Origin of the sequence: Pseudomonas sp. stari2 (assembly GCF_040760005.1) — a bacterium.
In the GTDB taxonomy this organism is placed as follows: Bacteria; Pseudomonadota; Gammaproteobacteria; order Pseudomonadales; family Pseudomonadaceae; genus Aquipseudomonas.
The window spans coordinates 1,274,904-1,297,236 of sequence record NZ_CP099760.1; the positions used below are offsets into that span (position 1 = coordinate 1,274,904).

Consider the following 22,333-nt stretch of genomic DNA (forward strand, 5'->3'; position numbering starts at 1 on the left):
CCAATGAGAACGGGCCTGCGATTGCAGGCCCGTTTCGTTTTATTGGGGGGGGTGATCGGCTCGTATATGAAACCCCTTTCCCTTCGGGAGAGGGCCGGGTGCATTTAGATATCAGAAGGCAACGGATGTCTGCACATACACCGTGCGCGGCTCACCGACATACTTGCCCTTGTTGTTGTCATCGAACGAGCGAGTGAAGTATTGGGTGTTGAAGATGTTCTTCACCCCCACTGCTACGTTCAGGTCCGACAGCTGCGGGCCGAAGTCATAACCGGCGCGGCTGCTGAACAGCATGTAGCCCGGGATCTTGCCGGTGCTGCCGTCGGCGCTTTCCTTCGAGGTGTTGGCGTTGTCGGCGAACTGGTCGCTCTGGAAGCTGCTGTCCAGATTCAGTTTCCACGGCCCTTCGGTGTAACCGACGCCGATCGTGCCTTTGTGTTTCGACGAGAACGGCACACGATTGCCCTTGTTCGGACCGTCCTCGCGGATGGTCGCGTCGACATAGGCATAAGTGGCGTAGACATCGAAGCCGGCCAGTGCCGGACTCAAGTCATCCAGCGCGTAATTGACGCTGGTCTCGATGCCTTGATGGCGGGTTTCGCCACGGGCGATTACCGAATCGTTGGTCTGGTTGCTTTCGTACTGGTTGTCGAAGTTGATCAGGAACGCGCCGATTTCCGCGCGCAGCGCACCGTTGTCGTAACGGGTGCCGAGTTCCCAGGTGCGGGCCTTCTCCGGTTTCACTTCGCCGCTGCTTACGCGGTTGGGCATCTGGCTGTATTGCACGCTGCCGAACGAACCTTCGGTGTTGGCGTACAGGTTCCAGGTGTCGGTCAGGTGATACAGCACGTTCAACGCCGGCAGTGCGGTGTTGTAGTCGCCCTTGTATTTGACGTTGGTCAGGTTGTTGGTCTGCTGCGATTCGATCATCTCGTAGCGCACGCCCGGTGTGATCGTCCACTTGCCGATGTCGATCCGGTCATCGACGAAGAACGCATTGGCCTCGGTGCCGCCACGAGTGTCGCGGTCGTTGCGGCTGTTGGTGGTCGGGAATTCGTTGCTGGCGATCGATGTGCGATAGCGCAACTCGTGGCCGGCCTCGTTGATGTAGCGATAGCCGACACCGACTTCATGGCTGGTCGGGCCGATGTCGAAGCCTTGGGCGAAACGGGTTTCCAGACCGCGAACCCAGTATTCGCGTGGTGACAGCGACAGGAACGTGCCCTGATCCAGATAACCGCTGCGCAGGGTCTTGGTGAAGAAGGTGTTGGCGGTGAATTCGCGGCGATCTTCCTGGTAGCGATAGCCGAAGTTGAACATCGTGCGACGGCCCCAGAACTGGTCTTTCGGCCGGGTCGACTGATACGGGTCGGCATCGTAATCGGCGACATTCAGGCCACCGGGCATGTCGGCCTTGCCTTCGTAATACTGGGCCATGGCGTTGAAACTGTTGGCTTCGTCGAGCTGGTATTTGCCCTTGAGGATCAGGTCGTCGATTTCCGTGTCGCTGTGTTCGCGCCAGTCGCCACCGCGCGTGCCGGAATACAGTATCGCACCGCCCAGTCCGTTCTCGTTGGTGCCGCCGGCCAGCAGGTTGGCGCTGGTCTTGAAGCCGTCATGGCTGGACGATGGACTGGTTTCGGTCTGGAATCCGCCCTTGACGGTCGGCTCGTCCGGAATCGCCCGGGTCACAAAGTTGACCACGCCGCCGACGTTTTGCGGGCCGTAACGCACGGCGCCGCCACCTCGCACGACGTCCACCGCGTCCATGTTGCCCATGCTGATCGGTGCGAACGACAACTGTGGTTGACCGTAAGGCGCGAACGGCACCGGAATGCCGTCCATCAAAACGGTCGAACGTGCGGCCAGGCGCGGGTTGAGGCCGCGTATGCCGAAGTTCAGCGCCATGTCGTGGCTGCCGGTGCCGTTGTTTTCCGGGGCGTTGACACCGGGAATACGATTGAGCACGTCACGGGCCTGGGTTGCGCCCTGGCGTTCGAATTCTTCGCGACGGATCACGTCACGAGCGCCGGGATGTTCAAAAACGTTGACCTGAGCGGCTTCACCCAGCCAGTCGCCAACCACTTTCGAGGTGTCCAGCTCCAGCGCCGTATCGCTCGATGGTTGGAGGCTGAACGCATTGCCGCCTTCGGCGCGGGCTTGCAGGCCGGTGCCTTGGAGCAGCGCGTTCAGACCTTGTTCCGCTGTGTAGTTGCCTTCCAGCCCACGGCTTTTCACACCGCTGGTGACCTGCGAGCCAAACGAGATCAGCACACCAGCCTCACGGCCGAACTGGTTGAGGGCGTTTTCCAGCGGCGACGGGGCGATGTGGTAAGCCTTGGTGTCGGCGGCCTGCGCAAAGGGCAGGGCGCTGAAGCTCAGACTGGCGCCGAGGACGAGATTGCACAGGGTTCGGGCCAGCGGCGTGAGGCGGTTGGAGTGCATGGAAGACGGTCCTGAGAAGGTTGAATCAAGGGGGGGCTTTCCTTCTCTGTCACGCCAGATCTGAAAAACGGCTCATTTATTTTTGCGGTTGATCAAACCTTGGCTTCGACCGTCACCCAGTAACGGGTAAAGCGTTTCACTTTTACCGGCAGGCTGATTTCCAGCAGATCGAGAATCCGCTCGCTGTCGTCCAGTGGATAAGTCCCGGAGATCAACAAGTCAGCCACTTTCGCATCGCAATTGAGCTGCCCGCGACGATAGCGGCCGAGTTCGTCGAGGAAGTCACCCAGGCGCATGTGCGCGGCCACCAGCATGCCGTCGGCCCAGGCGCCGCTGTTGGCGTCCAGCGGTTCGGCTTCGCCGACAGAGGTGGCGCTGAAACTCAATTGCCGTGCGACCGGCAGCAACATCGGAGCGCGATCCTGTGTGCTCAACTCGACTCGACCCTCAAACAACGCAACCTGCGTGCGGTCGGCAAACTGCCGAACATTGATCCGCGCCCCTCGAGTTTTCAGCAGGCATTGGGCGGTTTGCACTTCGAAGGATTGAGTGGCGGTCAGCAGCATTTCGCCTTCGAGCAGACGGATCAGACCGTCACCGCTGACATCCGCCGCACTCGCGGTGTTGAGTTGCAACTGGCCTCCTGCGCCAAGCGAAATCTTGCGCCGCTGACCGATCGGGCTGCGGTATTCGGCCAGCAGTGACGGCAACGGATTGTGCTCGCGCATTCCCCAGGTAACTGCCGAGCCGGCGCCGAGAATCAGCAACAACTTCAGCGCCTGACGCCGGCTATTGGACTTCGGCGCGTTCAACGCGGCATGGGCCAGAGGCGATGACAATCCGCGCAACCGCGAATTGACCCGCTGAATGTGTTCCCAGGCGCGGCGATGTTCGCTGTGGGCGTCGATCCATTGTTGCCAGGCTTGTTGCTGGCGCGGATTCAACGGGCCCTGCTGCATTTCCAGCAGCCAGTGCACCGCCTGCTCGGCGACCTGTGCGGAAAAATCCATCGGCGGGTTCACAGGGCGAAGTAGCAGCGCATTGCCGCTTTGTTCAGATGACGTTTGACCGTGGCCACGGAGATGCCCAGTTCAGCGGCAATCTGCGGGTACGTCAGGCCATCGACCTGTGCCAGCAGAAATGCACGTTTGACCGCACGCGGCAGACCGTCGAGCAACTGATCCAGCTCCATCAGGGTTTGAAGGATGATCGCTTTCTCTTCTTCCGAAGGCGCGACCACTTCCGGCATCTGCGCGAGGGTGTCGAGGTAGGCGCGCTCCAGATCCTGGCGACGGTAATGGTTGAACAGCACGCGCTTGGCCAGGGTGGTGAGAAACGCCCGGGGCTCGATGATCACCGGTGGTTCTCGTGCGGTCAGCACCCGGATGAACGTGTCCTGGGCCAGATCGGCGGCGCTGTCCGGGCAGCCGAGTTTGCGCCGCAGCCAGCCGGTGAGCCAGCTGTGATGGGCCTGATACAGCGATTCGACGGGATGGGCGGACGACAACGGCATCACTCCGGGCGCATGCGGGATGCGTTAGAGAACAAGAATGGTTCGCATTGTAGGGTTGCGAATGCATGCCGGCAATCAGACTCTTTTGCGTATGAGAATATTTATCATTAATATCGCATGCCTGTCGTCTCGGTCAGTTTCCCGGACGTTAACCGTTTCAGGGTCGAAACATGAAAGCCAAACCCGCCGCACTCCCTATGTCCTATCGTCTGGCCGTCACTTCGCGGGTACTCGCGGCGGTGTTTGGTGGCTATCTGGTCGCGGCGCTGGCCAGTGTCACGCTGACCCTGTGGTTGCCGCTGAACCGCGCCGAAGCGGTCATCACCGGCATGACCGTCTCGTTCCTCGTCTATCTGGTAGCCGTGCTCTGGTGCTTCGCCTGCCGCAGCGCTTGGGCAGCGTGGGTCGGCTTGCTGGTGCCGAGCGTCATTCTGGCGACGATCTCCGGCGCCGCTCGGGGTCTGGGTTACGCATGAAAGAAGGTTTTCGCCAGGCGATGGCCTGGCTGCACACCTGGACCGGACTGGTCTTCGGTTGGCTGCTGTTCGCGATTTTCCTGACCGGGACGCTGGCCTATTTCAAGGACGAGACCAATCACTGGATGCAGCCGGAAATCCCGTCACGCCCGCTCAATGCCGAATCGAGCCTGACGCTGGCGCAAGCCTACCTGCAACAGCGTGCGGCCGACGCGCCGAGTTGGCAGATCACACTTCCCGATGCGCGCGAGCCCAGGGTCTCTGTAGGTTGGCAAGCCCCTGGCAAACCCGGCGCGCGCGGCCGATTCACCGAAAAAATCCTCGACGCCCAGACCGGTGCCGAAGTGCCTGTGCGCAAAAGCTTCGGCGGCGAATTCTTCTACCGCTTCCACTTCCAGCTGCAAATGCCTTATCCATGGGGCCGCTGGCTGGCGACCAGTGCCGCGATGGTGATGTTCATCGCGCTGATTACCGGCATCATCACCCACAAGAAAATCTTCAAGGACTTCTTCACCTTCCGTCCGCGCAAAGGCCAGCGCACCTGGCTCGACGGGCACAACGCGGTGGGTGTGCTGGTGCTGCCCTTTCACCTGATGATCACCTACAGCAGCCTGGTGATCTTCATGGCGATGGTTATGCCGGCGAGCCTTTTGGCGTCCTACGGCAACGATCGCAGTGCGTTTTACGACGAAGTGTTTCCCGAAGCGCCGACCCCGAAGCGTGCAGGCGTACCCTCCACGTTGCCGGTGATGGCGCCGTTGCTGGCACGTGCGAGCGAGCACTGGGGCGGCGGACATGCAGCGCGGGTGACCGTGAACAATCCCGGCGACGCCAATGCCTCGGTGCAGGTGTCGCGTGCCAGCTCCGACAAGATCACCTACGAATACGGCAGCGACGTGACCTTCAACGCCGTGACCGGGCAAATCCTCGGTGCGACCCCGGCCAAACCGCTGCCGATGACGATTGCTGGCAGTTTCTATGGTCTGCACATCGGCCACTTTGCCGGCCCGATGCTGCGTTGGCTGTATTTCATTTGCGGCTTGGCCGGCACGGCAATGATCGGTACCGGACTGGTGATCTGGCTTGGCAAACGTCAGCTCAAACATGCCAAGACCGGGGTCATGCCGTTCGAGTTGCGGCTGGTCGAAGTGCTGAACATCGCCAGCATGGTCGGGCTGGTCAGTGCGGTTGCGGCGTTCTTCTGGGCCAACCGTCTGTTGCCACTGAGCCTCGACGGCCGGGCCAATTGGGAAGTGAACGCGTTCTTCATCGCTTGGGGTTTGAGCATCGTGCATGCGTTGCTCCGGCCCGGTCGCAAAGCCTGGGTCGAGCAATTGACGCTGGCAGCATTGCTGTTCACCACGGTGCCGTTGCTCAACGCATTGACCACCTCGCATCACCTCGGCGTGACGTTGAAACAGGGTGACTGGGCATTGGCCGGTTTCGACCTGACCTGCCTCGGCGCCGGTCTGTTTCTGGCGTGGGCTGCCTGGAAAATGCAGTGTGCAGACCACGCCGTTCGAGTGAAAAAAACACCTCGCGAAACACCCCGGCCGATCACGCTTGAGCAGGGGACCCACTGATGCTGCTGGCGTTGTTGCTGTGCTACGCCGGATTCATGTCGCTGTGTCTGTCGATGCCGCGGCATCACGACGAGCTGCTGGGCCACAAGTCTTCCACCCGACGCGCAAAAAGTCTGAAATTCGCCGGTTGGTTGCTGCTGTGCCTTTCACTCTGGGTCGCCGTGGCTGCCAACGGCTGGGGGTTCGGGCTGGTCGACTGGTTCGCTGTGTTGATGTTCAGCGCATTGGTGCTGGTGCTGCTGATGCCTTATCGACCGAAACTGGCATTGGTGCTGGCGGCGTTGAGTCTGTTGGCAACGCCGGTCGCCGCATGGGTATGGTGATGCAATGCTGATCGGTCACCCCCCTGAATCCCGCGACGACGAACCGAGTGGTGCGCGTGCACATTTTCTTCAGGTGTTCCTCTCGCAGCGTCCGCAGATGGAAGCGTTGGTGAACCGCCGCGTCGGTTGCCGGGCGACGGCAGCAGACCTGGTGCAGGATCTGTTCTTGCGATTCTGGCGCCGGCCGCTCGTTCAGGTGGAAGAACTCAGCACTTATCTTCTGCGCTGTGCCGGCAACATCGCCATCGATCATTTGCGCAGCGAAGGTGCGCGGGTGCGGGTCAACGAAGGCTGGCAGCCGGATGAGCCGGACAGCAGTGCCAGCGAACCGCAGGCGGCGCTCGAAGCGGGCAACGATTTGCGCCACGTCGAAGCGGCTTTGCGTGCGTTGCCCGAACGCACGCGGCAGATCTTTTTGCTCAATCGCATCCACGGGCGCAAGTACGCCGAAATCGCCAAGGCCATGGGCCTGTCCCAAAGCGCTGTGGAAAAACATATGATGCGCGCCCTCGAGGCCTGCAAGGCCAGCCTGCGCGAACCCGCGCCACGCCTGCCAGGGAAAGCACCGTGAACAACACCGACCACGTCATCCCGACGCCCGCTCAGGAGCAGGCTGCTTTCGCCTGGCTGAGCCTGCTGCACGACCGCCCGAGCACCGGTGATCAAGTGACTTTCAGCCAGTGGCTGCACGCTGACCCGGCCCACGCCGAGGCATACGCCCAGGCGCAAGTTGTATGGGAAATGAGCGAGGGACCGGCCCGCACTCTAGCCGATGAAGAAGCGTTCGCCCTGCAGGGCTATTTGAATGCGATGGACCGGCCGCGCCGTCCGCAGATTCGACGTTGGGCCGGAGCGCTGGCAATGGCGGCCTGTCTGTTGTTGATGGTCAGCCTCGGCACCGGTTGGCAGCCGCAGCGCTGGATCGATGATCTGGGCGCCGATTACGTTTCGGCACCCGGTGAAATCCGCACCGTGACCTTGGCCGATCAGTCCCTGGTCACACTGGACGCCGACAGCGCCATCGCCGTGGATTTCAGTCATGGCGAACGGCATGTTCAGGTACGTCGGGGCGCCGGTTTTTTCAGCGTGACCCACACCGGCGAGCCGTTCGTGGTCGAGGCCGAAAAGGGCCAGGCGCGGGTGCTTGGTACGCAGTTCGAAGTACGTCTGCAACCGCATGGCACACAAGTCACCGTTCTGTCCGGGCGCGTCGGTGTGACGGCGGCGCGTGATGCCGAACAGCAGGTTCTCACCGCCGGCCAGCAAGTGGCATATGGCAAAGGCATCGCGGAAAAACTGCACGCCGTGGACAGCGAAGCGCAACTGGCCTGGCGTCAAGGTTGGCTGACTTACTACAAGTCGACACTGGCCGATGTGGTGCAGGATCTGCGGCGTTATTACCCCGGACGGATCGTGTTGCTCAACGACGAACTGGGCGCGCGAAAGGTCAGCGGCAGCTTTCCGAGCAAGGATCCACAAGCCGTGTTGACCTCGCTGCAAGGGGTATTGGGATTCGAGCAGCATGAAGTGTTGGGCAAGCTGATCATCCTGCGCTGAAAATATTTTCAAAATGTGATGAGGTAAATCCCGACGCCATCCGTGTAGTGACTGAAACTGCGAGTCATTCGCATCCGTTGCGGTTCTACACAGGTCATGAGCAATGAAGTCCAGGGCAAAATCGGGTTCGGTCAAACAATGGTTCGGTGCCTCGGCGCTGAGTTTTGCGGCGCTGGCGTTGCTGCCGATGAGCGTGGCGCAGGCCGCTGAAAGCAACAGCAGCCAGCCACAGAAACAGTTCAGTTTTTCCCTGGCCGCCAAACCGCTGCCGCAAGCCTTGAGCGACTTCAGTCGCGTGACCGGCCAGAGCGTGGTCTACACCGTCGAAGCGCCGTACGGCCTCGACGCGCCAGCGGTCAACGGGCAGATGAGCGCCGAACAGGCGCTGCAACGATTGCTCACCGGTTCCGGCCTGACCTTCCGCCGCACCGACAGCCATACCCTGGCCCTCGAACCGCAACCGACCGCAGGCGCGTTGAACCTCGGCGCGACGAACATCACCTCGGTCATGGATCAGCCGATGAGTTACCAGCCACCGGAAACCAGTTCGGTGATGCGCTCCTCGGCCTCGCTTCAGGAAATCCCGCAGACCGTCAACGTGATCCCGGCCCAGGTCATTCGCGACCAGGCACCGCGCAATCTCGATGATGCGCTGGCCAACGTCAGCGGCATCACTCAGGGCAACACGTTGGGCAGCACCCAGGATTCGGTGATGACCCGTGGCTTCGGCGACAACCGCAACGGCTCGATCATGCGCGACAGCATGCCGGTGGTGCAGGGCCGTGGCATGAACGCCACCGTGGATCGCGTCGAAGTGCTCAAGGGCCCGGCCTCGCTGCTGTACGGGATTCAGGACCCGGGCGGCGTGGTCAACATGGTCAGCAAGAAGCCTGAACTGACCCAGTACAACGCCTTGACGTTGCGTGGCTCGACCTACGGCGACGGCAAGAACGGCAGCGGTGGTTCCTTCGACAGCACCGGTGCGCTGGGGGACTCCGATCTGGCGTATCGCATGGTGCTGGACCATGAAGACGAAGATTACTGGCGCAACTTCGGTACCCACCGCGAAAGTCTGATTGCGCCGTCGCTGGCCTGGTACGGCGAGCGCACCAAGCTGTTGTTCGCGTATGAGCATCGGGAATTCCTGACGCCGTTCGACCGTGGCACCCTGATCGATCCGCGCACCAACCATCCGCTGGACATCTCGCGCAACGAACGTCTAGACGAGAAATTCAACGACATGGAAGGGCGCTCGGACCTCTATCACTTTGAGGCCGACCACGAACTCAACGACGACTGGAAAGCCCATTTCGGCTACAGCTGGAACCGCGAGACCTATGACGCCAGTCAGGTCCGTGTGACGGCCATCGACACCAAGAAAGGCACCCTGACTCGCAGCATGGATGGCACTCAGGGCGCGATCAGCACCGACCGTTTCACCACCGCCAGCCTCGAAGGCAAGGTCAACGTGCTGGGCATGCAGCATGACCTGGTGTTCGGCGTCGACGACGAGTACCGCAAGATCTACCGCGCCGACCTGATCCGCCAGAAAAGCCTGAGCACTTTCAGCTACGTCAATCCGGTGTACGGCCGTGAAGTCGCCGGCACCACCGTCAGCCCGGCGGACAGTGCACAGACCGATCTGCTGCGCAGTGATTCGGTGTTCCTGCAGGACTCGATTCACCTCAACGACCAGTGGATTCTGGTGGCCGGTGGGCGCTTCCAGGAGTACGACCAGTACGCCGGCAAAGGCGTGCCGTTCAAGGCCAATACCGACAACAACGGTCAGAAGTGGGTGCCGCGTGCGGGCCTGGTGTATCGCTACACCGACGCGTTGTCGTTCTACGGCAGCTACACCGAGTCGTTCAAACCGAACTCGACCATCGCCCCGTTGAGCGGCAGCAGCACCGTGCTCGACGGCAGCATCGCGCCGGAAGAAGCCAAGTCTTGGGAGCTGGGTGCACGCCTCGACATTCCGGGCCGTGTTACCGGCAACATTGCCTTGTTCGACATCAAGAAACGCAACGTGCTGGTGGCCAACGCCGAAGGCCCGACCACGATCTACAGCGCTGCCGGTGAAGTGCGTTCCCGTGGTCTGGAAATGGACCTGACCGGCCAACTCAGCGATCGCTGGAGCATGATCGGCAGCTACGCCTATACCGACGCCGAGGTCACGGAAGATCCGGACTACAAAGGCAACAAGCTGCAAAACGTGGCGAAGAATAGCGGCTCGCTGTCGGCGGTCTACGACTTCGGCAGCGTAATCGGCGGCGACCAACTTCGGGTCGGCGCCGGCGCGCGATATGTCGGCGAGCGAGCGGGTAACGCGGTGAATGATTTCGAGCTGCCGAGCTACACGGTGGCCGATGCGTTCGCCACGTACGACACCAAACTCGAAGGGCAGAAGGTCAAGTTCCAGCTCAACGTGAAGAACCTGTTCGACCGCACTTACTACACTTCGGCGGCCAGCCGGTTCTTCGTGTCGATGGGCGATTCGCGGCAGATTTCTTTGTCGAGCACGCTGGAGTTCTGATCAGCGCAAAAACGCCTGGCGATAGTCGCCGGGCGTTCCACCCAGCACCTGGCGAAAGCGGTTGGTGAAGTGGCTGGCACTGGCAAATCCGCACGCCAGGGCAATCTCACCCAACGGCAACGCTGTGCCCCGCAACAACTCCCGCGCCCGGCTCAAACGCCGCGCCAGCACATATTGATGTGGCGGCAAGCCGAAGCTCACCCGGAACATCCGCGCAAAGTGGTATTCCGACAACGCACATAACCCCGCCAGTTGCCCGAGGCTGATCGGCTCGGCCAGTTGGTTGTCGATGAACTCCACCAGTTGCCGGCGCTGGTGCGGTGCCAATCCACCTTTCAGACGCAAGCCCTGACGCACGCCGACCTGGCTCAACAGAGTATGGCTGATCAATTCGTGGGCCAGGCTGCTGGTCAGCAAGCGCTCGGCAGGCTCGTCCCAGTTCAAGGTCAGTAGCTGGCGAAACCGTTGGGCCTGCTGCGGATCTTCAAGAAAAGTCTGTTCGCGCAGCTGCATTTCCCGAGGCTCGCGATCCAGCAGCGTGACGCAGCCCAGGGCAAATTGTTCGGCACTGAAATACAGGTGAGCGAGGCGAATGTCGCCGTTGATGACCCAACCCGATTCGTGATCGGCCGGCAGGATGCACAGCTTGTCCGGGCCGCCCTTGTGGCCGGGCTCGCCACGGCGAAAGGTGCCGGTGCCGCCGACGATGTAGCAGGAGAGGGTGTGATGGCTCGGCGCTTCGTACTCCTGCGCGTCGTGATGATTGGTCCACAAGGCAGCGGACAGGCCGTCACCCAACTCGGCGCTGTGCACGAGGCGTGCATTGGGCGAGTTGTTGAGGGCTTGGAAGACTTGCAAGGTATCGATGGCGGCCATGATCGGTTCTCTTCAACGCCTTGCATCCTACTCCCTGGGTTTCGCGCTGCCAGCCTGTGGCCCGACAAAAGCGCAAGTTTATGCAAGCGCGGGTAGATGGCGTGGGCGGACACTGAAACCCAATCGAGGAGTGTCTGCCATGAACCTGTCGTTGTATTTGTTGACCGTGCTGATCTGGGGCACGACCTGGATCGCCCTGAAGTGGCAATTGGGCGTGGTGGCGATTCCGGTGTCGATCGTCTATCGCTTCGGTCTCGCCGCACTGGTGCTGTTTGCGCTGTTGTTGCTCAGCCGTCGCCTGCAACCAATGAACCGGCGCGGGCATTTGATCTGCGTGGCGCAGGGCTTGTGCCTGTTCTGCGTCAATTTCATGTGTTTCCTGACCGCCAGTCAGTGGATTCCCAGCGGTCTGGTGGCGGTGGTTTTTTCCACCGCGACCTTGTGGAACGCCCTGAATGCGCGGGTGTTCTTCGGTCAACGCATCGCGCGCAATGTGTTGATGGGTGGGGCGCTGGGGCTGGGTGGTCTGGGCCTGTTGTTCTGGCCGGAGCTGGCGGGGCATCACGCCACTCCCCAAACCCTGCTCGGCCTCGGCCTGGCGCTCTGCGGCACCCTGTGCTTTTCGGCGGGCAACATGTTATCGAGCCTGCAACAGAAGGCCGGCTTCAAACCGCTGACCACCAATGCCTGGGGCATGGCCTACGGCGCGGCGATGCTGTCGGTGTGGTGCCTGGCCAAAGGCATTCCGTTCGAGATGGAATGGACGTCGCGCTACATTGGCGCACTGCTGTACCTGGTCATCCCGGGTTCGGTGATCGGCTTCACCGCGTACCTGACCCTGGTCGGTCGTATGGGCCCGGAACGCGCAGCGTATTGCACGGTGCTGTTCCCGGTGGTGGCGTTGAACGTTTCGGCGTTTGCCGAAGGCTACCAGTGGACGGCGCCGGCGTTGGCGGGGTTGGTGCTGGTGATGCTGGGCAATGTGCTGGTGTTTCGCAAACCCCGCGCACCGATACTGCCGACTCAAGGCAAACTGGCCTGATGCGCATGAGCGCTGAATGTTCAGCGCTCAACTTTCATGACGATGTAAATCAATAACGGAAATATGAAATCGACAATGTGCCGGGCCCAGTCCTTGGCATTCCATGTTTGCGAAGTGTCCATGTCGAACCATTCAACACCGATGGTTTGCAGGCCGACGTAATATACAAACATGGCGATCATCAAGCCAATGAGCGAGAGTTTCTTGGCTTCGTGGAACGCTTCGGCTGAATCGTTGATTTTCTGATAGAGATGATAAGTGCCCAGCAGGCAGCAAACGGTGTAAATTACCTCCAACGTAATGATCAGCCAGTATATGCGGTGGTGCAGCATGGGTGAGGTGATTGCCCGATATCGTATGTTTTCGTTGATCTGGGTTGTGTCCATGCTGAGGATGTGCCCGACATATTCATAGTTTGACGAATAGTCGGTGAAGTTACTGTGCATCACGAGAAGACCGAAGAAGCTGATATAAGCCATGAGTATGACTTTGCTGTAGCGGACAAGTTGATCGGTGGTCAGGCTTTTCAAAGTTGATGTTCTCCAGAAAGTTTTAATTTCTGGAGAGTCTATAGCGACAGTGTCTGTTTCGTTGTTCAGTTCAATTGCAAGTTATGTGTGCCGGATAAATGATCGGGCAAGTGCCGTACAGCACTTGCCCGATTTTTTATACGCGCCAGACCTGTGGGTTGACCAGATCCTGCGGCCGCTCACCAAGCAGGGCGCTGCGCAGATTGGCCAGCGCGCGATTGGCCATGGCTTCGCGGGTTTCATTCGTGGCCGAGCCAATGTGCGGCAGGGTTACGGCATTTTTCAGCTGGAACAGCGGCGATTCGGCCAGCGGTTCTTTCTCGTAGACGTCGAGACCGGCGCCGCGAATGCGGTGGTTCTGCAATGCTTCGATCAATGCCGGTTCGTCGACCACCGGACCGCGGGAGATATTCACCAGAATCGCGCTCGGCTTCATCAGCGCCAGTTCGCGATGGCTGATCAGATGACGGGTCTTGTCGCTGAGCGGCACTACCAGGCAGACGAAGTCGGCTTCGGCCAACAGTTGGTCAAGGCTGCGGAACTGTGCGCCGAGTTCCTGTTCCAGTTCGGTCTTGCGGCTGTTGCCGCTGTAGAGGATCGGCATGTTGAAACCGAAACGTCCGCGACGCGCGACGGCGGCGCCGATGTTGCCCATGCCGACGATGCCCAAGGTCTTGCCGTGCACGTCGCAACCGAACAGCGGTGCGCCGACGCTGGCCTGCCATTGGCCGGCCTTGGTCCAGGCGTCCAGTTCGGCGACGCGGCGGGCGCTGCTCATGATCAGCGCGAAGGCCAGGTCGGCGGTGCTTTCGGTGAGGACGTCCGGGGTGTTGGTGAGCATGATCCCGCGTTCGTTGAAGTAGGCGAGGTCATAGTTGTCGTAGCCGACGGAGACGCTGGAGACCACTTCGAGTTTTGCGGCGTTTTCCAGTTGGGCCTTGCCGAGTTTGCGACCGACGCCGATCAGGCCGTGGGCGTGGGGCAGGGCTTCGTTGAACTGGGCGTTGACGTCGCCGTTTTTTGGGTTGGGGACGATGACTTCGAAGTCCTGTTGCAGGCGTTCGATCATGGGCGGGGTGATGCGGCTGAAGGCCAGGACTGTTTTTTTCATTGGCTTTGGGCTCGGCTTTGGACTTGATGCTAAGCAAGCTAACATTTTCTGTTTGGGGTTGTCTTGGCGGCCTCTGGGCCGACCAGGCTTTTGGGGCTTTGGGGGTATATCCGTTGCTTCGGGTGCTGCGGCTGGCGGTTTCGCTCTTACAGCGACTCCCTTTGGCAAACGCCCCAAAGGAAGCAAAGGTCTGGGCCCCGGCGTTCGGCACCTCGCCTAGGCTCGGTGTTCCTTCGTTCCGGGACTCATCCGGGGGCACCGCCTCCGGTTTGCTTCGCTGCACCTCCTCTCGGTTTGTTCGGCTTCGCCAAACGGCGCTTCGCGCCCACCCCCGGATGAATCCCTCCACTCAGCCTGCCGAAGGGGCCAGCACGTCAAAAGCGGTACTCGAGCTAACGCTCATTGTGTTGAGTGGTGGAAAGCCAAAGCCAAAGCCAAAGCAGGTGCGGGATGTGGGCTTTTTAAGACCCGAATTCACCTCGGTATGTCACGTCGGCGTACCTCTCCCAAACAGCTCGGTCAGTTCCCTCTCCTCGGGGAGAGGGTTAGGGTGAGGGGTGGCGCTCTCAACATCACACCAATTTCAGGAGGACCAACTCAATTCGCCACCCGAACCCCCGCCAGACTCCCACTCATCTCATAAGCCGCCAATTCCGCCTGATGCCCCGCCAGAATCTCCGGCAACGACCCACGAAGGTACTCGACCCAGGTCTTGATCTTCGCATCCAGATATTGCCGCGACGGGTAGATCGCATACAGGTTCAGCTCCTGCGAACGGTAGTTCGGCATCACTCTTACCAACGAGCCATTGCGCAAGCCTTCAATGGCGGCGTACACCGGCAACACGCCGACCCCCATCCCACTGGTGATCGCGGTTTTCATCGCGTCGGCGGAGTTCACCAGGAACGGTGAGCTGTTGATGGTGACCATTTCCTGGCCGTCCGGGCCGTCGAAGGCCCATTTTTCCAGGGGGATCACCGGGCTCACCAGGCGCAGGCAGGCGTGGTTCAGCAGGTCGCTGGGTTTTTGTGCGCAGCCGTTGGCTTTCACGTAGGCCGGGGAGGCGCAGACGATGCTGTAGGTGATGCCCAGGCGTTGCGAGACGAAGCCCGAGTCCGGCAACTCGCGAGCGAGGACGATGGACACGTCGTACCCTTCGTCGAGCAGGTCCGGCACGCGGTTGGCCATGGTCAGGTCGAAGGTCACATCCGGGTGGGTCTTGCGGTAGCGGGCGATGGCGTCGATCACGAAGTGCTGGCCGATACCGGTCATGGTATGCACTTTCAATTGTCCGGCCGGGCGCGCGTGGGCTTCGCTGGCTTCGGCTTCGGCCTCTTCGACGTAGGCGAGTATCTGCTCGCAGCGCAGCAGGTAGCGCTTGCCGGCTTCGGTGAGCGCGATGCGCCGCGTCGTGCGGTTCAGCAGGCGGGTTTGCAGGTGGGCCTCAAGGTTGGAGACCGCGCGCGAGACGTTGGCGGTGGTGGTGTCGAGTTGCACGGCGGCGGCGGTGAAGCTACCCGCTTCGGCAACACAACTGAAGGCGCGCATGTTTTGCAATGTGTCCATGGGGTGCTCTCAAGGGAGATGGCAAATTGTGACACGAAGTTTCAGGGGCTGAGACCCCCGACCAAGGGATTATCTCGTTAACCGTAACAAAGATTCGCAGAAAACCCAGCTTATCGCCGTTCAGGGCGCCCCCTAGAATTGCGCCCACCTCGAAACATCTCCCACCTCAGGAATTCGCAGCAGTGCCGCGTCGCATCAACAGAGCGCTTTTGCCGCTCAGTGTTCTGGCTATTTCGTTAGGTCTCAGCGGCTGCATCGGAACCGGAGGCATTGCCCCGCAGGGCAAGGCTCTGGAGGCCAATGAACTGGCCACCGACGAGGCCATCGCCCACGCCGCCCGTGACGCAAACTGGCCCACCGCCCAATGGTGGCAAGCCTATGGCGACCCGCAACTCGATCATTGGATCGACCTTGCCGTGCAAGGCAGCCCGACCCTGGCGATGGCCGCCGCGCGAGTGCGTCAGGCCCGGTCCATGGCCGGTGTCGCCGAAGCCGCCGAGTCGTTGCAGATCAACGGCGAGTCGACCCTCAAGCGCCACAACTGGCCGACCGACCAGTTCTACGGCCCCGGTGAGCTGGCCAATACCACGACTTGGGACAACAACGCCGCGCTGGGTTTCAGTTACGCCCTCGACCTCTGGGGTCGTGAAAGCAACAGCACCGAGCGGGCGGTCGATCTGGCGCACATGAGCGCTGCCGAGGCGCGTCAGGCGCAGCTTGAGTTGCAGAACAACATCGTGCGCGCCTACATCGAGCTCTCGCTGCATTACGCCCAGCGCGACATCGTCGCGGCGACACTCAAGCAGCAACAGCAGATTCTCGAGCTGGCGCAAAAACGCCTGAACGGCGGAATCGGCACGCACTTCGAAGTCAGTCAGGCTGAAACCCCGCTGCCGGAAACCCATCGGCAACTGGATGCGCTGGACGAGGAAATCGCCCTGAGCCGCAACCAGATCGCCGCGCTGGCCGGCAAAGGCCCGGGCGCCGGTGCGCAATTGCAGCGTCCGACACTGTCGCTTGGCGCGGCGCTGAAGTTGCCGTCGGCACTGCCTGCCGAGCTGCTTGGCCAGCGTCCGGACGTAGTCGCCAGTCGCTGGCAAGTGGCGGCGCAGGCGCGCGGGATCGATGTCGCGCATGCCGGGTTCTACCCGAACGTCGATCTGGTCGGCAGCCTCGGCTACATGGCCACCGGCGGCGGGGCGCTGGAGTTCCTGACCGGCAAGAAGCTCAACTACAACGTCGGGCCGGCGATCTCGCTGCCGATCTTCGACGGCGGGCGACTGCGTGCCGAACTCGGTGAGGCCTCGGCGGGTTATGACATCGCCGTCGCGCATTACAACCAGACCCTGGTCAATGCGCTGAAGAACATCTCCGACCAGTTGATCCGCCGTGAGTCTATGGACAAGCAGCAGACATTCGCTGCCGAGTCCGTGGCTACCGCGCAGAAGACTTACGACATCGCGATGATCGCTTATCAGCGCGGGCTCACCGATTACCTCAACGTGCTCAACGCCCAGACCCTGCTGTTCAAACAGCAACAGGTTCAGCAGCAAGTGCAGGCGGCGCGCTTGAGCGCCCATGCGGAACTGGTGACGGCATTGGGTGGCGGTCTTGGCGCGGGTAAGGACGTGCCGACTGCCGAGCAGACCGCCGCACCGAAAACCCCGGCCCTTCTTCAAGCCCTCGACCACTGAGCAAGCCTTAATGACTCCCTTGCCCGCACCTTTGCGCTGGCTCTACTCCCTGGAATGGCGCCGGGGCTTTTTCGACTGGGCGCGCAGCGACGGCGTGACCTGGGTCTACATCTTCAAGGTGTTGATTGCCGCATTCCTGACCCTGTGGCTGGCGATGCGCCTGGAACTGCCGCAACCGCGCACGGCGATGATCACCGTGTTCATCGTCATGCAGCCGCAGAGCGGTCAGGTGTTCGCCAAGAGCTTCTATCGTTTCCTCGGCACCCTGGCCGGGTCGGCGATGATGGTCACGCTGATTTCGCTATTCGCCCAGAACACTGAACTGTTCCTCGGCTCGCTGGCGATCTGGGTCGGTATCTGCTCGGCCGGCGCCGCCCGTTGCCGCAACTTCCGCGCCTACGGTTTTGTGCTGGCCGGGTATACGGCGGCGATGGTCGGCCTGCCGGCGCTCGCCCATCCCGATGGCGCGTTCATGGCAGCGGTGTGGCGGGTGCTGGAGATTTCGCTGGGGATTCTCTGCTCGACGCTGGTCAGCGCCGCGATCCTGCCGCAAACCGCCAGCGCGGCGATGCGCAACGCCTTGTATCAGCGCTTCGGCGTGTTCGCCCTGTTCGTCACCGACGGCTTGCGCGGGCGCAGCAAACCGGAGTCGTTCGAGGCCAGCAACGTGCGCTTTATCGCCGAAGCGGTGGGGCTGGAAGGGCTGCGCAGCGTGACCGTGTTCGAAGACCCGCACATGCGTCGGCGCAACGGTCGCCTCAGTCGCCTGAACAGCGAGTTCATGGGCGTCACCACCCGTTTCAACGCCTTGCATCAGTTGCTCGAACGCTTGCGCCGCAACGGTGCCGATCATGTGGAAGCGGCGATCAAACCGGGTCTGCAGGATCTGGCCGAAGTACTCGACGGTTTCAGCGGTCGCGCCCTGACCAGCCCGGATGCGGCGCGTCTGGTGCTGGCGCTGACGGCTTACAAGGAAGGCTTGCCGACGCGGGTGCGCAGTCTGCGGGCGGCCTTCCAAGAGAGCGATCCGAGCGACGCCGAGCTGCTGGATTTCCACACGGCGTATGAACTGCTTTATCGCTTCGTCGATGACCTGCACAGTTATGCACAGACCCACGCTTCGCTGGCCGATCACAGCCACGAACGCGAGCGCTGGGACGAGCCGTTCACCCCGCAGACCAGTTGGTGGGCCGCAGCGGCTTCGGGGATTCGTGCCGCGTTCATTCTGGTCGTGCTCGGCAGTTACTGGGTCGCCACCGCGTGGCCGAGCGGTGCGACCATGACCCTGATCGCTGCCGCCACCGTGGGCCTTTCCGCCGCCACGCCGAACCCGAAACGCATGGCGTTTCAAATGGCGTGCGGCACGTTCCTCGGGGCGTTGATCGGCTTCGTCGAAATGTTTTTCATCTTCCCGTGGATCGATGGTTTCCCGCTGCTGTGCGTGATGCTTGCGCCGGTGATCGTGCTCGGCTCGTTCCTCACTTCGCGGCCGCAATACGCCGGTGTCGGTCTTGGCTTGCTGATCTTTTTCAGCACCGGTTCGGTGCCGGACAACCTGACCATCTACAACCCCTACACCTTCATCAACGACTACATCGCCATGGTCATGGGCATGCTGGTCTGCGCGGCGGCGGGGGCGATCATTCTGCCGCCGAACAGCCGCTGGTTGTGGCAGCGTCTGGAACAGGATTTGCGCGGGCAAGTGGTTTACGCGATCAGCGGCAAACTCAAGGGGTTGGCGTCGAGTTTCGAAAGCCGTACCCGCGACTTGATGCATCAGGCTTACGGTCTGGCGGCCGGTCAGCCGCTGGTGCAGAAAAACCTGCTGCGCTGGATGTTCGTGGTGCTGGAAGTCGGCCACGCGATCATCGAGCTGCGCAAGGAACAGGCGATCCTGCCGGTGCATCCGGCCTATGCCGAATCGCAGCCATGGCGCCAGGCAATCCGGGTCATGGGGCGCTCGCTGGTGCGCCTGTTCCTGCAACCGAATTCGAGCAATCTGGAACGTGCGCTGGTGGCGGTCGATCACGCGATCAGCCGGGTCGCCGCCACTGACGAACCGTTCGCGCCGCACTTCGATACCTCGGCCCTGCGGCGGGTGAAAAGCTACCTGCACTTCATCCGCACCTCATTGCTCGACCCGCAATCGCCCCTTGCTGCCTACGCCATCGCCAAGCCCGAAGGACTTGCCCATGCCTCGTGAAATCGCCTTCCACGGCGTGTACATGCCGACCATGACCCTGATGTTTTTCATCGCCGCGGCACTGGCCTGGGCGCTGGATCGGTTCTTGTCCGGGTTCGATCTGTACCGCTTCTTCTGGCACCCGGCGCTGCTGCGCCTGAGCCTGTTTACCTGTCTGTTCGGCGCGATGGCGCTGACTGTCTACCGTTGAGTCTGAGAATTGTCCCGATGAAAAAGTTTTTCAGCCTGCTCGCGACCCTGCTGGTGCTGGCCCTGGCGCTGTGGATCGGCCGCACGTTGTGGGAGCACTACATGAACACCCCGTGGACCCGCGACGGTCGGGTGCGCGCCGATATCATCAACGTCGCCGCCGACGTCACCGGTGAAGTGGTGGATGTGCCGGTACGCGACAACCAGTTGGTGAAGAAAGGTGATCTGCTGATGCAGATCGACCCCGAGCATTACCGCCTCGCGGTGAAACAGGCGCAGTCACTGGTGGCTTCGCGCAAGGCCACCTGGGAGATGCGCAAGGTCAACGCCCATCGCCGCGCCGACCTCGACAATCTGGTGATCTCCAAGGAAAACCGCGACGACGCCAGCAACATCGCCGACTCCGCACTGGCCGATTACCAACAGGCCCAGGCGCAACTGGAAGCCGCTGAACTCAACCTCAAACGCACCGAAGTGCGGGCGGCGGTGGACGGCTACGTGACCAACCTCAACGTTCATCGCGGCGACTACGCCCGTATCGGCGAAGCGAAAATGGCCGTGGTCGACATGAATTCTTTTTGGGTCTACGGATTTTTCGAAGAAACCAAACTGCCTCACGTGCGGGTCGGTGATAAAGCTGACATGCAGCTGATGAGCGGCGAAGTCCTTAAGGGCCACGTGGAGAGCATTTCCCGCGGCATCTACGACCGTGACAACCCGGAAAGCCGCGAGCTGATCGCCGACGTGAACCCGACGTTCAACTGGGTGCGCCTGGCGCAACGGGTGCCGGTGCGGATTCACATCGATGAAGTGCCGGAGGGTGTGCTGCTGGCGGCGGGGATTACCTGCACCGTTGTTGTGAAACAGGAAACTGTCGAGTAATTCGTTGGCGAGGGGGCAGGCTCCCTCGCCATGACCGGGCGGTGTCAGTCTTGGTAAAACGTCTCATGCAGATGCCGCCAGATCACCCGTCCGGATTCGGTTTTTTCAAACACCACGGTTGAACGCCGATCCGTGTGCAATTCACTTGCGTCGGTCTGCTGCTCGCGGTAACTCACCGTTGCACCGTGTTCATGCAAGGCAATCCCTTGAAGCTCGTCGAGTTCGATCCTGAACCCGCTCTTCTTCCCGCCCGCCATTTGAAACAGCGCACGCAACGCCTCGAAATCCAGCACACGTCCCAGCGGCGTCACCATGGAAAACCGTGGCGAAAAACGTGTCAGCAATCGTTCCAGCGCAGCTTCTTCTTCCTCCACCGCAAACCATCGTTCGATGGCCTCGTGGGCCTGGATCACTTCGTCAAAGTAGTCGGTGTAGTCAGTCATGTGGATGTTTCCTGAAGGGGAGGTGAGTTCAGCAGGGCGAACACTTTCGTGGAGTCAAAACGCAGCACGGCGACCATCGGCAACAGCGTCAGCAACGCGGCGGCGAGAAAGCAGTATTTGAAACCGTTGGGGCCCAGTGCGCCCAGCAATGAGCTGAGCAGCGCCGCGCCGAGGCAGAAACCGAGCTGACGGTTGATGTTCCACAGGGCGCTGGAGTGGCCCATTTTGTCTGGCGTGATGCCGACAAACGCCAGGGTCTGCGCGGTGACGCTGCACAGACTGCCGCCCAGTCCCATCAGGGCATAGGCAAGGATCAACGGGCTGCTGGCGGGTTGGTCGATCTGCATCAGCACGACAATGCCCAGGCATTGCAGCAGCATCCCGGCGATCAGCAACGGCTTGGGGCCGATCCGGTTGAAGCTGCGTTTGCCCAACATGATCGCCACGCCTGAAGCCGCCGCCCAGGACAGCATCAGCGCTCCGGTGTGTGCTGCACCGAAACCGAGATCGTGCAGATACAACACGGCGATCATGTTGGTGCCGGTAAAGATGCCGGGCACGAACAGATAGATCAGCATCGCCAGGCGTAACGAGGGGTTCTTGATGAGTTGCAGGTCAAGGACCGCCCCGGGTTTGTCCCAGCCATCACGCAGGTATATCCACAGGGTTATGGCGCTGAGCAAAAGGACACCGCCCGCGAGTCGACGGGTTTCGGGGGCGCTCGCCAGACTGACGGCCATCAACAACAGACTCAGGGTCGACACGGCCAACAGAAGGCCACGTGCGTCCAGTGCCGGGCGTTCGCTCGTTATTTGATCCGCTTTCAACCAGAGCAGGCCCAATCCGAAAGCCAAGAGCGCCACCGGCAGGTTCAGGTAGAAAATCCAGCGCCACGACAACGCTTCTACGATCAAACCGCCCGCCGCCGGTGACAGGGCCGGCACCATCAGCGCTACCAGCAAAACCACACCAGTGAAATGCGCGCGCTGTGTCGCTGGAAACTCTCGATAAGCCAGCGCCTGACCGACCGGCAGCAACAACCCGCCACCCAGTCCTTGCAGCAGTCGCCAGCCGATCAGGCTTTCAATCGAACTCGCCTGAGCGACGAGCCCGGAGGCGATCCCGAACATCAGCAACGAACCGAGGATCAGCCGCCGCTCGCCGATCCTTGCCGCCAGCCACACGCTCATCGGAATGATCAGCGTCAGCCCGAGCATGTAGGCGTTGGTGATCCACGCCAGTTGCGTCACCGAGGCCTGCAATTGCGCGGCAATGTCCGGGTAGGCAATGCTGGCGGCGAACATGTTCAGCAGGTCGAGGGCGAACCCCAACAGATACACCAGCGCGACTTTCGAGCGATAGGCCAT

At 61.3% G+C, this 22,333-nt stretch carries 20 protein-coding genes; 11 read left to right on the forward strand and 9 right to left on the reverse strand.

Annotated elements, in window-relative coordinates:
• Nucleotides 1-111: 111 nt before the first annotated feature.
• The 3 genes from fecA to NH234_RS05675 form a co-directional block, all read right to left on the reverse strand.
• The gene (fecA, locus tag NH234_RS05665; protein ID WP_367255919.1) at nt 112-2,445 is read right to left on the reverse strand and encodes a TonB-dependent Fe(3+) dicitrate receptor FecA; all 2,334 of its coding nucleotides are present in this window, start codon (nt 2,443-2,445) and stop codon (nt 112-114) included.
• A gap of 92 nt (nt 2,446-2,537) precedes the next feature.
• Nucleotides 2,538-3,467 carry a DUF4880 domain-containing protein gene (locus NH234_RS05670; RefSeq protein ID WP_367255921.1) on the reverse strand — a complete coding sequence of 310 codons (930 nt, stop codon included), beginning with the start codon at nt 3,465-3,467 and terminating at the stop codon, nt 2,538-2,540.
• Nucleotides 3,464-3,952, reverse strand: coding sequence for a sigma-70 family RNA polymerase sigma factor (locus tag NH234_RS05675; RefSeq protein WP_085730110.1), 489 nt, complete (start codon nt 3,950-3,952; stop codon nt 3,464-3,466). Before NH234_RS05675 ends, NH234_RS05670 begins: the two co-directional genes overlap by 4 nt.
• Before the next feature lie 176 nt (nt 3,953-4,128).
• On the opposite strand from NH234_RS05675, the gene NH234_RS05680 reads away from it, so the two are divergent.
• From NH234_RS05680 to NH234_RS05705, 6 genes are all read left to right on the forward strand, one after another.
• The gene (locus NH234_RS05680; RefSeq protein ID WP_085729673.1) at nt 4,129-4,434 is read left to right on the forward strand and encodes a DUF3649 domain-containing protein; all 306 of its coding nucleotides are present in this window, start codon (nt 4,129-4,131) and stop codon (nt 4,432-4,434) included.
• A complete protein-coding gene (locus tag NH234_RS05685; RefSeq protein WP_367255923.1) occupies nt 4,431-6,017 on the forward strand; it encodes a PepSY-associated TM helix domain-containing protein in 1,587 nt (528 codons plus the stop codon). Before NH234_RS05680 ends, NH234_RS05685 begins: the two co-directional genes overlap by 4 nt.
• Entirely contained in the window at nt 6,017-6,340 is a 324-nt protein-coding gene (locus NH234_RS05690; RefSeq protein WP_085729675.1) for a DUF3325 domain-containing protein, read from the forward strand. Before NH234_RS05685 ends, NH234_RS05690 begins: the two co-directional genes overlap by 1 nt.
• A gap of 4 nt (nt 6,341-6,344) precedes the next feature.
• Nucleotides 6,345-6,911 carry an RNA polymerase sigma factor gene (locus NH234_RS05695; RefSeq protein ID WP_367255925.1) on the forward strand — a complete coding sequence of 189 codons (567 nt, stop codon included), beginning with the start codon at nt 6,345-6,347 and terminating at the stop codon, nt 6,909-6,911.
• Nucleotides 6,908-7,897 carry a FecR family protein gene (locus NH234_RS05700; protein WP_085729677.1) on the forward strand — a complete coding sequence of 330 codons (990 nt, stop codon included), beginning with the start codon at nt 6,908-6,910 and terminating at the stop codon, nt 7,895-7,897. The genes NH234_RS05695 and NH234_RS05700 overlap by 4 nt, the downstream gene beginning before the upstream one ends.
• A 103-nt stretch (nt 7,898-8,000) precedes the next feature.
• Nucleotides 8,001-10,430: a TonB-dependent siderophore receptor gene (locus NH234_RS05705; RefSeq protein ID WP_367255927.1), complete on the forward strand. Its 2,430-nt coding sequence runs from the start codon at nt 8,001-8,003 to the stop codon at nt 10,428-10,430.
• On the opposite strand, the gene NH234_RS05710 is transcribed toward NH234_RS05705, so the two are convergent.
• Nucleotides 10,431-11,306 carry a helix-turn-helix domain-containing protein gene (locus tag NH234_RS05710; protein ID WP_367255929.1) on the reverse strand — a complete coding sequence of 292 codons (876 nt, stop codon included), beginning with the start codon at nt 11,304-11,306 and terminating at the stop codon, nt 10,431-10,433. It lies immediately after the preceding gene.
• 139 nt (nt 11,307-11,445) lie between these two features.
• Here NH234_RS05710 and NH234_RS05715 point away from each other — a divergent pair, with 139 nt between their 5' ends.
• Entirely contained in the window at nt 11,446-12,348 is a 903-nt protein-coding gene (locus tag NH234_RS05715) for a DMT family transporter (protein WP_367255931.1), read from the forward strand.
• 20 nt (nt 12,349-12,368) lie between these two features.
• Here NH234_RS05715 and NH234_RS05720 read toward each other — a convergent pair whose 3' ends face one another.
• From NH234_RS05720 to NH234_RS05730, 3 genes are all read right to left on the reverse strand, one after another.
• Nucleotides 12,369-12,878, reverse strand: a complete 510-nt coding sequence (locus tag NH234_RS05720) for a DUF2165 family protein (protein WP_085729681.1) — start codon at nt 12,876-12,878, stop codon at nt 12,369-12,371.
• Nucleotides 12,879-13,014: 136 nt separating this feature from the next.
• The gene (locus tag NH234_RS05725; protein ID WP_367255933.1) at nt 13,015-13,989 is read right to left on the reverse strand and encodes a 2-hydroxyacid dehydrogenase; all 975 of its coding nucleotides are present in this window, start codon (nt 13,987-13,989) and stop codon (nt 13,015-13,017) included.
• A 597-nt stretch (nt 13,990-14,586) separates the two neighbouring features.
• A complete protein-coding gene (locus NH234_RS05730; protein WP_085729683.1) occupies nt 14,587-15,555 on the reverse strand; it encodes a LysR family transcriptional regulator in 969 nt (322 codons plus the stop codon).
• 182 nt (nt 15,556-15,737) lie between these two features.
• On the opposite strand from NH234_RS05730, the gene NH234_RS05735 reads away from it, so the two are divergent.
• From NH234_RS05735 to NH234_RS05750, 4 genes are read left to right on the forward strand one after another with little or no spacing between them, the layout of a single operon-like run.
• Nucleotides 15,738-17,249, forward strand: a complete 1,512-nt coding sequence (locus NH234_RS05735; protein WP_085729684.1) for an efflux transporter outer membrane subunit — start codon at nt 15,738-15,740, stop codon at nt 17,247-17,249.
• A 10-nt stretch (nt 17,250-17,259) separates the two neighbouring features.
• Nucleotides 17,260-19,452 (forward strand): FUSC family protein, encoded by a 2,193-nt coding sequence (locus NH234_RS05740; protein ID WP_085729685.1) that lies wholly within the window; start codon nt 17,260-17,262, stop codon nt 19,450-19,452.
• Nucleotides 19,442-19,642, forward strand: a complete 201-nt coding sequence (locus tag NH234_RS05745) for a DUF1656 domain-containing protein (protein WP_015096751.1) — start codon at nt 19,442-19,444, stop codon at nt 19,640-19,642. The genes NH234_RS05740 and NH234_RS05745 overlap by 11 nt, the downstream gene beginning before the upstream one ends.
• 17 nt (nt 19,643-19,659) lie before the next feature.
• Nucleotides 19,660-20,523 (forward strand): HlyD family secretion protein, encoded by an 864-nt coding sequence (locus NH234_RS05750; RefSeq protein WP_085729686.1) that lies wholly within the window; start codon nt 19,660-19,662, stop codon nt 20,521-20,523.
• A 44-nt stretch (nt 20,524-20,567) separates the two neighbouring features.
• On the opposite strand, the gene NH234_RS05755 is transcribed toward NH234_RS05750, so the two are convergent.
• Nucleotides 20,568-20,966 (reverse strand): nuclear transport factor 2 family protein, encoded by a 399-nt coding sequence (locus tag NH234_RS05755; RefSeq protein WP_367255937.1) that lies wholly within the window; start codon nt 20,964-20,966, stop codon nt 20,568-20,570.
• Nucleotides 20,963-22,333 carry an MFS transporter gene (locus NH234_RS05760; RefSeq protein WP_367255939.1) on the reverse strand — a complete coding sequence of 457 codons (1,371 nt, stop codon included), beginning with the start codon at nt 22,331-22,333 and terminating at the stop codon, nt 20,963-20,965. Before NH234_RS05760 ends, NH234_RS05755 begins: the two co-directional genes overlap by 4 nt.